A 12,755-nucleotide genomic window follows, 5' to 3' on the forward strand; every position below is an offset into this window, starting at 1 on the left:
GGGCATCGCGCAGCGCTAAGCTCAGGCCGCATCCCAGGCAACATTCGGCAGCATGGCTATGCCAGGACGTGCAAATAGGTAGCCCTGGAACAACTTCACGCCGAGGCTTCGGAGCGAATCGACCTCTTGCCGGGTCTCCACCCCTTCCGCGATCACCTTGATCTGGAGTTCGTCGCACGTCGCGACGAACCCCTTCACGATCGTGAAGCGCACGGCGCTGAGGTGGATGTCCCGAATGAAGCTCATGTCAATCTTGACGATATCCGGCTGAAAAGCGGCCAGCAGTTCGAAGCCTGCATAGGCCGCACCGAAATCGTCGATGGCCGAGGTGAACCCGAAGCGCTCGAAGGTTTCGAACGTCGCGGCCAGTTCGCGCAGGTCCTTGAACGGCTCGCCCTCCGTGATCTCGAACATCAGGCGATCGACGGGAAAGCCCACTCGCTCGGCCGTGCGGATGGCAGTATGGAAACATTCCGCTGGCCTTGCAATGTCGTTGGGCATGACATTGAGACTGAGCCTCGATTGCATGCCGAGCACCGATGCCATCTCGATCGACCTCACGCGGCACGTCTCGTGGAAAGCAAAACGATGACGCGCCTGCACCTTGCCGAGCACCTCGAAGGCCCCTTCCCCGTGAATGCCTCGAACAAGCGCCTCATGCGCGAAGATGTCTCGCTGCTCGAGGTCCACGATGGGCTGGAACGCGATGGTGAAGTCCGGCCCGATGCGAGAACCGGCGGCCTCGGTGATGTTCTCGGTTTTCATTGGACCAACTGCTCCCGCCTCGCAAATGAGGATCCGTACCGGGCTTGCTGCGTTTCGGACCTCGACGCGGCCATCATGAATCGGTTTCTTCCCTCCTTCTTGGCCGCGTACAGCGCCGAGTCGGCGCATGCCAGCAGCGCAGGAAAGTCCTCATCCCCCTCCGAGATCGCGACACCGATGCTGGTCGTCACCTGCAAGGTGCGGCTCGGAAGGTGGAATACCGGCTGCATCGCACTGATCACCTTGCCGGCAACCAGCCGCGCTTCGTCGGCATCGGTGACACCTTCGAGCAGGACCACGAATTCGTCGCCGGCGTAGCGCGCCGCCATGTCCGTCTCACGCACGCTCTCCTTGAGCCGACGGCCGAATTCCTTGAGCACCGCGTCGCCCGCTGCATGGCCCAGCGAATCGTTGATTGACTTGAAGTAGTCGATGTCCAGGAACATGAGACAGACCGGAAGGCGGGACCGCCGGGATCTGGCGAATGCCTCGCGCACGTGCTCTTCGAAGGACCGGCGGTTCGGCAGGCCCGTGAGCGCGTCTTCACGCGCGAGGGTGTCCAGCTGCATCTGCTTCTGCTTCAGGTCGCTGACGTCGTTCGCCAGGATGTACAGGCCGACGACCTCGCCCTCTGCATTCCTCTGCGGCAGGTAGGTCGTCTGCAGGGTTCGCTCGCCGACCAGCAGCTTGGCCGTCTGCTCGAAGGAGACCTCCTCGCCGGCAAACGCGCGCGCCAGCAGCGGCTTGCGCATCTCGTAGTGCGCGTCACCAACGGCCTCCCGAATGGGCCGGTTCATCATCGAAGATGGCGGGATGCCGAGCCAGGTCAGGTACCTGCCGTTGCAGAATACCACCCGCTCGTCGAGGTCCAGCTCGGTCAGGAGCGCCGGCACGTTGTCGGTGAGCCCGCGCAGGCGTTTCTCGCTCTCGGCACTGCGGATCTCGGCCAGCTTGCGCTCGGTCACATCGAAAGTCATTGCATAGAAGCCTTGCACAACGCCTTCCGCATTGCGATCGGGAATGTAGTGGGACTGAAACCACTTCTGGCCGACCCCGCGCGCAGGGTCTCCTTTCTTCTCGAACGTCACTGCTTCCCCGGCGAGCACGCGGCGGACATAGGGTTCGACCGTCCTGAAGTCTTCGATTCCACGCACATCGGCCATGCTCTGGCCCACCAGCTCCGCGTTGTCGTGCAGCGCCCGCACATGTGCGTTGACAAAGGTGTAGCGCAACGATGCATCCACGTGCGAGACCAGTGCCGGGAGGTTATCGGTGATGGTGCGAATGCGAGCCTCGCCCGCAGCCCGCTCGCGTTCGGCCACCTTCTGGCGCGTGACGTCGAAGGTCATCACGTAGTAGCCGAACACCTCGCCGGCGTGGCGTATGTCGGGCACCAGATGGCACTCGAAGAAACCCTCCTTGCCATTGCGATCGTAGGTGCCCACGTAGCGCGTCGCCGTCCCCGCCAGCACTTTGGCAATCTCCGGCTCCAGTTGCTTGTAGACCGCCTCCGGCAGCGACTCCTTCATCGTCAGGGTGCCGATGTCGGCCTTCGTCTTGCCGCGCATGGCGAGTCCCGCCTTGTTGCCGAAGAGGCAGACCTGGTGGCGATCGAAGTAGGCGACGACGGCCGGCAGGTTGTCGGTCACATCGCGCAAGAACCGTTCGCTCGACCGCAGCCGCTCGTGGGCGATCTGGCGCTCCAGCATGAGCGAATCGAAGGTGCGCGAAAGATCGCCGATCTCGTCCTTGGGGCCGACCTGCTCCAAGGGGGCGTAGTTCGAGACGGCGCGCGAAACCTGCATGTGTTCATGCAGCTGTGACAAGGGCATGAGCTGGGAGCGCATGACCACGAAGGCGAGGCCTCCCACCAGCACGGTCAGGAGCAGCGCGCCCGCCCAGGTGTACCGTTCGATCTCTTCGATCCGGGCAAAGGCCTCGCTTCGCGGATAAATGCCCCCGAGCACCCAGTTGGTCTGGCTGCTGCGCTTGAATGCATAGAGCCCGTACACGCCAACGCGATTCATGGCTTCGGCCGTACCCTCAAATCCGGCGATGGCGCGGTCCAGCGCAGGATTGCGGCCTCCCTCAGCATTCACACTTTGCAGAATCAGGTCCTTGCGAGGGTGGTCGATAACAATGCCATCCGTATTGGCGATGAACATGTATCCGCTCTTGCCAAATTTGATGTTGGCAAGTTCACCCAGGAAGTTCTGCTCCTTGAGACTGATGGCGCCGGAGATGACATAGACCACTTCACCCTGGCTGTTCAATACCGGCTCCGTCATCGCGATCTGCGCCAGACCGTTGAGTCGATTCCGGTAGGGCTGCGAGATGACGCCCGCCTTGGCAGCGACCGTCCGCAGGAAGTATTCACGGTCTTTGATATTGACCTTGCCGATTTTGTCCGCGCCGTTGAGGTTGGCCACAAGGTCGCCGTTCCTGTCGACAAAGGCGACGTTGTCAAAGGCCTCCTTCAGCGACTTGTGCTGCATAACAAAGTCCTGCAGCAGCTTGCTGTCGGCAATGTGTTGTGCCTCGACGCTGTTGCCGAAGGTCTTGAGCAAGGTGCGCCGGCTTAAGAACTTCTGATCCACTGCATCAGCGATGGCCGAAATCCGCTCGAACTGTTCGTTGGCGATGTCCTCCTGCATGTGGCGCTTGACAAAGTAGAGCGCGGCGGTGGCGACGCCCAGCGTCGTCAGCAGGACAACGGCAACCACGCCCACGGTCAACCGGGCGCGGAGGCCGAGGCGAGAGAGGCGAAGGACAGGGAGGCGCATCATGTGAGTTCAGGTCAGAACAGCCGCAGCTCGATGCCGCAGACCCGGAAGCGTCGCTTCGCTCTGGTCATCGGGTCAACGCCTCGGCCAGCATACTCATAAAAGCCCGCCCGGCACGCGTGCGTGAGCGACCAGAGATCGCACGAGCGTGAATGAAGTTGCGTTGTCACGACGCAATTGCTTCGAGGGGCGGCGTTTTGTCGGCCAGTGCCGTTCAACCCCCGGCTGCACTTCTCGGCCAGCCAATCCTTCAGCGTTTACTAAAGCATTCATTGCAAGATCGAAAGCGCTGCATGAATCCACCGGAAGGAGGGGGAGCAGGCTGGTCCCAACGGTTAGCAGAGGGGAACACCTTTTCAGAGCCTATGGCGCGGGAAGTTTTCCTACCCATTGTTCGGCTGAATAGACTGCGGTGATGGACCACCCAATTGAGATCTATGTACGTCATAGCGGCGGCCGTGCACTGCTGAACTGCCGCTTCCCGCTGCGATGCGTGACCGGTTCCTAGAAGGGGTGTCCAAGGGACGCTTCGACTCGGAAGACTCCCGGGTCACTCGGAGCTGGTTGTACTTCCCGAGTGGAACGCCGGCTCCGGCGAGCCGGGACACGCCAGAATTCCGATCGCGGCCATCAACGTGAACTACTCGAGCGGCGACGAAGAGAGTCATGATGTCGCGCCCAGCCGCCGCTCCCATGGCGGCCCCCTTCCAAGCTCAGGTGTGCGAAGTAGTCTTCCTTCGATGCAGGGACCACCCGAGGGTCATTCCGGCAGCGGCGATCAGGATGGCAACCGAGCCGACGAACTGCAACAGCTTGAGCCTATGGTCGAAGGCGACGAAGTCCACGACCATGGCGAAGATGGGATAGAGGAAGGACAGTGCACCTACGGAGTGCGTCGGCAGCTTCTGGATCGCGCCGTACAGAAGCGCGAAGACCAGACCTGTGTATACGGCGCCCATCACCACGAAATCGCGCCAGGCCCGATAGTCGGTCGGAAGAGACGTCAGGTCCGCGAAGGGCGCGATCATGACGGTGCCGACGCAGACATGGATCAACGCGATGAGATGCGGCGGCGTATCGCCCAGTTTCTTGGTCACGATCACCGCGATGGCGTAGAAGAATGCAGCGCCGAGCGCCATCAGGACTCCGGCGATATACGCGCTTGGGGGCCCGGCGTAGGCTGCCGCTGAAGGTCTGGCATAGACGATGAGCAGTACGCCCGCGAATGCGATGCCAAGCCACGCGAGCTTGGTGCCGGTGATGCGCTCCGAGAAGAAGATCGCGCCGAGGCCGACCAGGATGAAAGGCTGTGTGTTGTAGACCGCGATCGCGACGGAAATCGACGCGCGCGAGAACGAGGCAAAGATCAGCAGCCAGTTGAGGACGATGGCCACACCGCCGAGGGCGGCCCAACCGACTTGCTTGAGCGTCAGCGGGCCGACCAACGTTCTCGTGAGGAAACATGCGATCAGCAGCGTCACGGCACCGAAGACACAGCGCCAAAACAGCAACTGGATCACGGGCTGCCCGGAGAAAACGACGAACCACCCGATCGTCCCCGAAATCAGCATGGCGGCAACCATCTCGACGGTGCCGCGAATCCTTTTGCTCTTGTTGCTCTTGTTGCTCATTGCTCAGACTTGCACTCGGCCCGGGGGTGCCGTCTTGCGAGAGCGGCAGGAACGACCAACACCAGCCGCTGGTCGCCCGCAATGTTAGTGTGCTTTGTCCCGCGCGGCCCCAGACCTGGCCGTGCGCCAGGTGATGGCCTTGTAGGGTGTGTCAATCGCGCGATCCGCGATGATGGCGGCCTATCACCAAAAGGACACCTGTGAGGACGTGGGAATAAGCCGCCCTATTGGACTGACGTTCGAGCGCTGCTCAGGAACCTGCCGCTCGACGGGCTGCCATCGCACTTGGTCCCCATTTCGGACGATGGGGGCGACTTCAAGTTCCATCTTTCATGTGCCGCCGGGCCGGACCTAGGAAGCGTTCGCGTCTACGGCCCCGGTGCTGACGGTAAGCGGGTGTCGGGGGGGTCTTCGAATTCGTCGAGCGAGCTGCGCGCGGCAGCGTTTCCGACGCTTATACCAGCTCAGCAATTCGACAATGTGCGACCGCGCGTGGAGGTAGCCGTGAATGACCAAACCGGACTGTCTGCGGGACAGCAGGCGCATGCCATTGGCAGAAAAGACCTGCACGACTTTCGAGTGGCAGCAGCGCCGCGGCCTCGATCCAGGAACCCAGGATGTTGGCCGCAGCAGAAACTACGGCCACTTTCATTGCGTCAATGCGAGCACGACGATGGAAACTGAATGCCAGGTCGCCAAGCGACTCGCAAGGATGATTGAGGCGTGTGCGCGCGTTGAGCACGGGGCCGTCGAACGCTTCGGCGAGCGAGCGCATCAGCGCGACAGGTCTGGAGCGCGTTGCCCTGCAGTGTCGGCCCACATCTCCGCTGTCGCATCGCGCTCCAACTGCCGCGCGTCTACTTCATGTCCGCCCTCCTGCATGAGAGTTTCCCGCCTGGCTTGCCGCAGCATGTGCCGCGGAACGTCTGGGTAGGTCATCTGCAGCAGATCCAGTTCGCGCTCGGCCAGGGCGGCTTCTTCGGCCTTCCGCTGGATCAGTTCGTACGCCAACAGGAACGGCAGCGACAGCAGCACCAGCACGGCGTAGATCTGGCCCATGGCCAAGCCCGCAATCGCGACCAAGGGTGTCAGCACGATGATCACGATCACCCTGGCCATTAACCACAGATGTCTCATGATTCATCTTGCTGCAGCGCGACCGGCCGAGGGTGTCGGGAGTTGCCAGTGCTGGCGTAGGACTGTCGCACACTCGGGGAAGTCCCGAAGTCGAAAGACTGACATCTCCCCCGTCCTGCGGGGCAGCGCCGGGTCCGCTCCTCAGGCGCGCCCGCTGACCTTTCGCGCCAGCAGCCAGACCACAGGGGGCGTCAGCATGCGGGCCAGCGCCTTGACGCGGTCGACGCGGTGCGTCTTCATGAAGACCGAGGCCGATTCGTCCCCGTGCTGCTTGCCGGCGAGCGGGCTGGTGTAGTAGTAGGCGGCGACCGAACGGCGCGGCCGGCCGTCCGGCGCCTGCAGCGGCTTGGTGTGGCCGTGGTAGCTCGCGGGGCCGTGCGGCAGCACGATGGTGCGGCCGAACTCGGGCTGCACGGTGGTCACGCAGCGGTCCTGCTTCTTGTCCCAGAGTTCGAGCCCGGAACCCCAGGCCGGGTCCCATCCCTTGCCCCGCAATTAATACACTAACGGCGCACCAACTTAGCGACCAGCAAGCACGCGCACATTCCATTGCACAGTGACAAAACCCACCCAGCTAGGCAAAATCACTCCCCTCGCCGTTAGCGTAATTTCAATGTCTTCTCTCTCCCTCTTCGAAGAGTCGCCCCTCGCCGTTCATCGCCTGGCGTTTGAGCGATGGTTGCAGGACCAGCGCGCCGTTGGATCCCTGCGTCAGGCGTCGTCCATCGAGGTCTACCGAGACATGTGGGGCAGCTTCACGGCCTGGTGCCTCGGACAATCCCCGGCCGTGTCGCTGGCGTCTCTCGATGTCCGCGATCTGCAGGCGTTCCAGGCGGCGCGCTTCGGCATGAAAAGCGCCGACCTGTCGCTCACCCCGCGTCACGCGCTTCGCCTGCTGCGCCTGATCGACCGGGTGCTGCGCCACCATGCCGCCGAGACCGGCGAGCCCGTGAACACGGCGGCGAGCGACTGGATCGACGCCCATCCGGAGATCCGGTACGCCGAAGCCGCGCAGGCCGACCCCTTGCCTGAGTTCTTGTCGGTGGCCGAGGCGCGGCACCTGATCACGTTCTTGTCGGATGCGCGACCTCGCCCGGGTCTGTCGGGCTCACGCCGCGACAGTCATCTGGCTTTCACCTGGCAGCAGCTGCGCAATCGAGTGGCCGTTGCGCTGCAATTGGGCGGGGGCCTGGCACCGGGCGATGTTCGCGCGCTGACCCTCGATGCGCCGACATCGCGCGGTGGCCGCGTGCGCGAACGCCCATGGAAAGTCGCGGTGCCGGGCAACGGCAATTCGCCTGCACGCGAAACGCCGATCGCCCCCTGGGCGGGCGAGTTGCTGCAGCACTGGCTCCAAGTCCGCACGGAAGCTCGCATTCTGGGCAATTTCCTTTTTCCGTCGACCCGCAGCGGCAAGCCCTGGAGTAAGGACGCGCAGTACAAGGCCGCCAGGCAGGTCTTGGAGGAAGCAGGTCTGGATGCCAGCGATGGCGGCTCGTTCCGGTTGCGGCATACCTTTGCATTGCGGCAGCTGCGCCGCGGGACAGATTCCGATCAGGTCGCACGGTGGCTTGGGGTCGAGCCAGAGGCCATGGGCAAATACCGCAGAGTCGTGAGCAGTCCCGAAGATGTGGTCTAGCATCTGATTCACACTGTCGAACGGGCACCCATCAATCAGACGCATTGGTGGACTGGCGAATGGAGTTAATCAGCTTCCAATTGGCAACCGAGTAAAGTCGGCCCTCTATTCATTCAATGGAAGTATCCATGGCGCAAACGTACAAGCAGATCCAGAAGCAGATCGAACAGCTTCAACGACAGGCAGAAGCTCTGCGCAACAGTGAGGTCAAAGGTGTCATCGACCGCATCAAGGTGGCGATTGCGCACTACGGCCTGACGGCTGCACAACTGGGACTTGGCACGAACAAGACAGTTGCTCAGCCGAAGAAGGCCACGAACGCTTCGGGCAAGTCCGGTGCGAAGTTCAGTGACGGCAACGGCAACGTCTGGGCAGGCCGTGGACCGCGTCCTCAATGGCTTCGTGACGCGCTGACGGCGGGTCGGTCGATCGACGAATTCCGAGTGGGATCGCGCAAGAAGTCGAAGCCTGTCTCCGTGGAGACCGTGTCCGGCGAGACTGTTGCGCCAGCTGCCCGCCCTGCCCGCAAGAAGGCGAAGCGTGCCGCGTCGAAGATCTACAAGGATGATGCCGGCAATTCCTGGAGCGGGATGGGGCCCAAGCCCGGATGGCTGAAGGCCGCACTGGCCGCCGGAAAGACTCTGGAAGACCTCCGGGGTTAACCACGCGACCAGGACGCTGGCACTCCATGGGCAGCGCAGGGGCGTCAACAGTCGATCTCGCGACTACCGATGCCCTCGCGGTCGCCGATCCATCGACTACTTGTTCGCTTCCGCTGCCAGCTCGGTCATCTGCTCACGCCGTACTCGGCCGACAACTTCTTGACCGGTTCCTTCTCGATGAAATGCCGCCAGGCAATCTCCAATGTCCGCGGATCGAAGCGCCGCTCGCGCGCGACGCGTTCGAGCAGGTGGCTGTCAATGACGGTCATGGCTGGGCGGCAAGGTCATGAAGAGGCTCATCAGGCCCAGGAATAGCCAGTAGAGCATCAGCGCCCCCACCGAGAACGCAAGCATGCCCCAGCGCGGAAATCGGGGGTCGCCGATCAGGAAGCCGAAGACCAGGGTTACCAGGAACCCCAGGAATGCGATCGGCATGAACGTCGCGCGCAGAAGCGGCTCCATCAGCACGAGCAAGGCGCAGCATGCGAGGCGCACCACCTGCCAACCGACGAAAAGCGAGATCTCCAGCAACCGAAGCGCGATGGGAATGCGGTGCGCGGGGCACGGTCACAGATCGAGATCGGCCGATATTGAAGTGGTCCATGGTTCATTCCTCCGTCGCCCAGCAGACGAGCCGGAGCTCTTTCAAATTGATGAGGTCGCGAGAGCCATCGCCGAAGCGAATCTCTGCCAGGTCGTTGTCGTGCGCCTTGAGTCGCAACGAACCGCGGCGGGCGCCGCAGTCGCTGCTGCGCCCGACTCAGCTGGCGGTGGTCGACCAAGAATCGCATCGACGTTGCCGCGCGTGATGGCTGCGCTGCCCTCCAGCAACGCCACGGTCTGGGCCGGTCGTTTCTTCATCGCCGCTGCGAGTTGGTAGAGCACCCGGGTATCGCAACCCACACGTCCTGTCTCGAATGCAGACCGCACCTGCGCCGGCGCGTCGATCAGGCCCGCGGCCTCGGTGATGAATGATCGAGGCTTGTTGAGCCTGCGGGCAATCTCCGCGCGCGAATACCCCTCCCTCTCGCGCTCCGCGATGAACAGCGCCAGGTCGACGGCGACATGTTTTCGCGGTGGAGGTTTTCTGCGGCCTGGGCGAACGGATCCACCCGGTCGTCCAGGAAGGCCGGCACCGTTTCGAGTCCCGCGCGCCTGGCCGCGGCGAACGCGACGTTCCCCCCGGTTCACGATGTCGCGTCCCGCTGCCTCCGGATGCCGGCGCAGCGACACGGGCTCCAGCACCCCGTGCGTCTGAATCGACTCCGCCAGTTCCGCGATGGTCCTTTCATCGACCGAACGCCGCGGCTGCGATGGATCGAAGTCGATCAACGACAACGCCACCTGCATGGGCACGCCATCGGCGATCGATGCGTCGGACCTGTTCAGCAGATCGCTCGCCCTGAATTGCGCTCGCCGACCTCGTTCGATCTCTCCTTCGTGAAGGGCTACGAGTCTAGAGAGACAACTCCGCGAGCTACTGGACCCGCCCGATCATCGATGCTTGTGGCCGCAAGCAGGGCGAGTCTATGAGCACGCCATTCTGCCGCCAGATCCATTTGGCTCACGGCTGCCACAAGCGCCCGCGTGAGAAGAACAAGATCGCGGTAGCCGCCAATGCCATGGGCACGAACGCGATGGCATGCCGGCAAACGCCACGCGTTGCCAAGGCCGCAGAGGTGCTCTGAAAATTCGGCACACCTGTGCGTAGGCGGTGCTCCCTACCAAACCCGGCCCGCCGGGCGTGGACACATGCAGGATCTCGTACTTCTCGGTGACAACCTGGTCAATCGGAACTGCGTGCTCCCACGCTACAAGCTTCATCCATTGCCAATTGCGGGCATCGATTGCGAGTGCGGCGGTGTGCACCCCCTCACGCTGCGCGAGACCAGAGAGCTGTTCGATCTCTTTCTCAATACGGGCGGCACACGACGTCCAGATCGAGCGATCGGTCTTCAGAAGTCGGTACCGGCCGTTGCCGCGTGGGGGCGTTGTGCCCTGTCCCTACTGGCCTTTTCAGCGATCCGCCCAAAAAAGCATTGACAACGAACGCAAGCAAAGTACATTTAACACTGTTTATTTAACGGTGTAAATGAAATGCGACCTGTACTGACCGACGAAGAGGTAGCTCAGTTCCGTGCCGATGTCTGCCGCGTTGCCGAGGTGCTGTTCGCGCGTCATGGCGTCGAGGGCGTCACGATGCGGCAGATTGCCGCGGAGCTTGCCTGGAGTCCTACCACCGCCTACCGCTACTTCAAGAACAAGGAAGAAATCCTTGCGGCTGTGCGAGCCGCTGCATTCAACCGGTTCTGCGAAGTCATCGAAGAAGCGACGCGCTCGAGCCCGGACCCGCGCAAGAGCGCACGCAACGTCGGCCAGGCCTACCTGGGTTTTGCCCTGGAGAACCCGGACGCCTACCGAATGATGTTCGACGTCAGCCAAGCCGCCGTGACCGGCAATGCGGAGCTGACAGAGGCTTTGGCGCGGGCGCGCCGCAGCATGGTGGCATACGTGGCCCCACTGATCGACAAGGGCATCCTGCGCGGCGAAACGCAAGCCCTGGGGCAGATGCTGTGGGCGTCCGCACACGGCCTCGTGATGCTGAGGCTCTCGGGCATCGTGGCCGACGACACCGAACTGCGGCAACTCCACGAAAGGACCATGTCGGCCCTGGTGCGCGGTGCCCTCCAACAGGGGATGGCCGGCAGCCGCGGCACAAGCGCCCTGGAACGCATCAGCCCCGCCCCCGCTCGCAAAGCGGCAAGAAAAATCCCCTGAACCCCAACCCCAACCCCAATCCCACCTCGCAAGGACCATCATGCAGAACCCATCGAAACCGCATCGCGCCGTTGCCGTCGCGGTTGCTCTCATCCTCAGTGCCTCGGCCTCCCTGGCGCAGGCTCCGCAGCCTCCACCGCCAGAGGCCACCGATCCCGTGAAGCTGGAACTCATGAAAGGATTCCCGCCGGCGCCCGACAAAACCGTCAGGCTGTCCACGGTCCTGAAATTCCCCAATGGCCGCTGGGCGTTCCACCACATGCGAGAACTCGGTCCGACGGTGCAGGTCTGGCGTGGCGACGAGAAGCCGTCCATCGTGCGTGAGGCCCAACAGGATATCGGCGCGCTGAAGTTCGAGGACGACAAGGGCGGCAAGACCACCCTGGCCGACTGGCAGCGCAGCACCTACACCGATGGCCTTCTCGTGCTGCACAAGGGCGCGATCGTCTACCAGAAGCACTACTCCGGCATGGCCGCCCACCAGCCGCATTCGCTCTGGTCCATGAGCAAGTCGTTTACCGGCTTGCTCTCAACGATGCTGATCAAGGAGGGGGTGATCGATCCCAACGCCCTGGTCACGAAGTACCTGCCCGAGCTGAAAGACAGCGCGTGGGCGGATGCCACCGTACAGCAGACGCTCGACATGACCACTGGCGTTGCGTACCAGGAAAACTTCCGCGACCCGAGCTCCGGCATCTTCCAGTACCTGCATGCCGCCGGACTGTTGCCTGTGCCTCTCGCTTACAGCGGGCCCCGCACCATCCCCGACCTGCTGGTGACCCTCAAGAAGGATGGTGAGCATGGCGCGGGATTCAAATACAAGACCGTCGACACCGAGGTCATGGGCTGGCTCCTGCAGCGCGTCACGGGCAAGAGCTATTCCGCGCTCCTGTCCGAGCGCCTCTGGTCGCGCATCGGCGCCCAGGATGACGCGTACGTCTGGGTCGACCCGATCGGCACGCAGATCACCAGCGTGGGCTTCAGCGCAACGCTGCGAGACCTTGGGCGGGTGGGCGAGACGCTGCGCACGGCGGGCCGTTCCGACGGGCAGCAGGTCATCGCGGAAAGCGTCATCGCGGAAATCCGCAAGGGCGCCGACATCGAGAAGTTCAAGGCCAGCGGCCAGGCGACGCGCTTCGGCTACTCGTACCACAACCAGTGGTGGATTCCCCACGACCGCGACGGCACCTTCGAGATGAAGGGATTGAACGGGCAGCACATGCACATCAACCCGGCGGCCGAGCTGGTCATCGTCAAGCTCTCTTCCCACCCCAATGGGGATACCGGCTTCACGCACAACCTCGACCGGCGGGCGTTCGCCGCCATCGCTGCCGCGCTGCGCGCGCAGTGAGAGGAACGC

At 63.0% G+C, this 12,755-nt stretch carries 14 protein-coding genes; 5 read left to right on the forward strand and 9 right to left on the reverse strand.

Annotation, left to right across the window (positions count from 1 at the left end; genetic code table 11):
• Positions 1-21: 21 nt before the first annotated feature.
• The 5 genes from ACSQ86_RS37295 to ACSQ86_RS37315 form a co-directional block, all read right to left on the reverse strand.
• Positions 22-765 (reverse strand): EAL domain-containing protein, encoded by a 744-nt coding sequence (locus ACSQ86_RS37295; protein ID WP_436307591.1) that lies wholly within the window; start codon positions 763-765, stop codon positions 22-24.
• Entirely contained in the window at positions 762-3,551 is a 2,790-nt protein-coding gene (locus tag ACSQ86_RS37300; RefSeq protein ID WP_436307590.1) for a PAS domain-containing protein, read from the reverse strand. The genes ACSQ86_RS37295 and ACSQ86_RS37300 overlap by 4 nt, the downstream gene beginning before the upstream one ends.
• Positions 3,552-4,261: 710 nt before the next feature.
• A complete protein-coding gene (locus ACSQ86_RS37305) occupies positions 4,262-5,179 on the reverse strand; it encodes a DMT family transporter (protein ID WP_436310874.1) in 918 nt (305 codons plus the stop codon).
• 774 nt (positions 5,180-5,953) lie between these two features.
• The gene (locus tag ACSQ86_RS37310) at positions 5,954-6,316 is read right to left on the reverse strand and encodes a hypothetical protein (protein ID WP_436307587.1); all 363 of its coding nucleotides are present in this window, start codon (positions 6,314-6,316) and stop codon (positions 5,954-5,956) included.
• Positions 6,317-6,457: 141 nt separating this feature from the next.
• Entirely contained in the window at positions 6,458-6,811 is a 354-nt protein-coding gene (locus tag ACSQ86_RS37315) for a hypothetical protein (protein ID WP_436307586.1), read from the reverse strand.
• A 118-nt stretch (positions 6,812-6,929) separates the two neighbouring features.
• Here ACSQ86_RS37315 and ACSQ86_RS37320 point away from each other — a divergent pair, with 118 nt between their 5' ends.
• Together ACSQ86_RS37320 and ACSQ86_RS37325 are read left to right on the forward strand one after the other, a co-directional pair.
• The gene (locus ACSQ86_RS37320) at positions 6,930-7,955 is read left to right on the forward strand and encodes a tyrosine-type recombinase/integrase (protein WP_436307585.1); all 1,026 of its coding nucleotides are present in this window, start codon (positions 6,930-6,932) and stop codon (positions 7,953-7,955) included.
• A gap of 128 nt (positions 7,956-8,083) precedes the next feature.
• Positions 8,084-8,617 (forward strand): H-NS family nucleoid-associated regulatory protein, encoded by a 534-nt coding sequence (locus tag ACSQ86_RS37325; protein WP_436307584.1) that lies wholly within the window; start codon positions 8,084-8,086, stop codon positions 8,615-8,617.
• A 125-nt stretch (positions 8,618-8,742) separates the two neighbouring features.
• Here the strand turns inward: ACSQ86_RS37325 and ACSQ86_RS37330 are convergent, their stop codons facing one another.
• The 4 genes from ACSQ86_RS37330 to ACSQ86_RS37345 all read right to left on the reverse strand — a co-directional run bounded on the left by ACSQ86_RS37330 (position 8,743) and on the right by ACSQ86_RS37345 (position 10,486).
• Positions 8,743-8,886: a hypothetical protein gene (locus ACSQ86_RS37330; RefSeq protein ID WP_436307583.1), complete on the reverse strand. Its 144-nt coding sequence runs from the start codon at positions 8,884-8,886 to the stop codon at positions 8,743-8,745.
• The gene (locus ACSQ86_RS37335; protein ID WP_436307582.1) at positions 8,873-9,148 is read right to left on the reverse strand and encodes a hypothetical protein; all 276 of its coding nucleotides are present in this window, start codon (positions 9,146-9,148) and stop codon (positions 8,873-8,875) included. The genes ACSQ86_RS37330 and ACSQ86_RS37335 overlap by 14 nt, the downstream gene beginning before the upstream one ends.
• Before the next feature lie 114 nt (positions 9,149-9,262).
• The gene (locus tag ACSQ86_RS37340; RefSeq protein WP_436307581.1) at positions 9,263-9,967 is read right to left on the reverse strand and encodes a ParB N-terminal domain-containing protein; all 705 of its coding nucleotides are present in this window, start codon (positions 9,965-9,967) and stop codon (positions 9,263-9,265) included.
• A gap of 177 nt (positions 9,968-10,144) precedes the next feature.
• Complete coding sequence (locus tag ACSQ86_RS37345; protein ID WP_436307580.1) at positions 10,145-10,486, reverse strand: hypothetical protein; 342 nt, start codon at positions 10,484-10,486, stop codon at positions 10,145-10,147.
• On the opposite strand from ACSQ86_RS37345, the gene ACSQ86_RS37350 reads away from it, so the two are divergent.
• The 3 genes from ACSQ86_RS37350 (at position 10,370) to ACSQ86_RS37360 (ending at position 12,746) form a co-directional block, all read left to right on the forward strand.
• Complete coding sequence (locus ACSQ86_RS37350) at positions 10,370-10,660, forward strand: hypothetical protein (RefSeq protein ID WP_436307788.1); 291 nt, start codon at positions 10,370-10,372, stop codon at positions 10,658-10,660. The genes ACSQ86_RS37345 and ACSQ86_RS37350 overlap by 117 nt on opposite strands.
• A gap of 120 nt (positions 10,661-10,780) precedes the next feature.
• The gene (locus ACSQ86_RS37355) at positions 10,781-11,395 is read left to right on the forward strand and encodes a TetR/AcrR family transcriptional regulator (protein WP_436310875.1); all 615 of its coding nucleotides are present in this window, start codon (positions 10,781-10,783) and stop codon (positions 11,393-11,395) included.
• A 40-nt stretch (positions 11,396-11,435) separates the two neighbouring features.
• Positions 11,436-12,746, forward strand: coding sequence for a serine hydrolase domain-containing protein (locus ACSQ86_RS37360; RefSeq protein ID WP_436307578.1), 1,311 nt, complete (start codon positions 11,436-11,438; stop codon positions 12,744-12,746).
• Positions 12,747-12,755: the final 9 nt, after the last annotated feature.

It is taken from the genome of Variovorax sp. LjRoot130, assembly GCF_964253755.1.
Lineage (GTDB): Bacteria > Pseudomonadota > Gammaproteobacteria > Burkholderiales > Burkholderiaceae_C > Variovorax.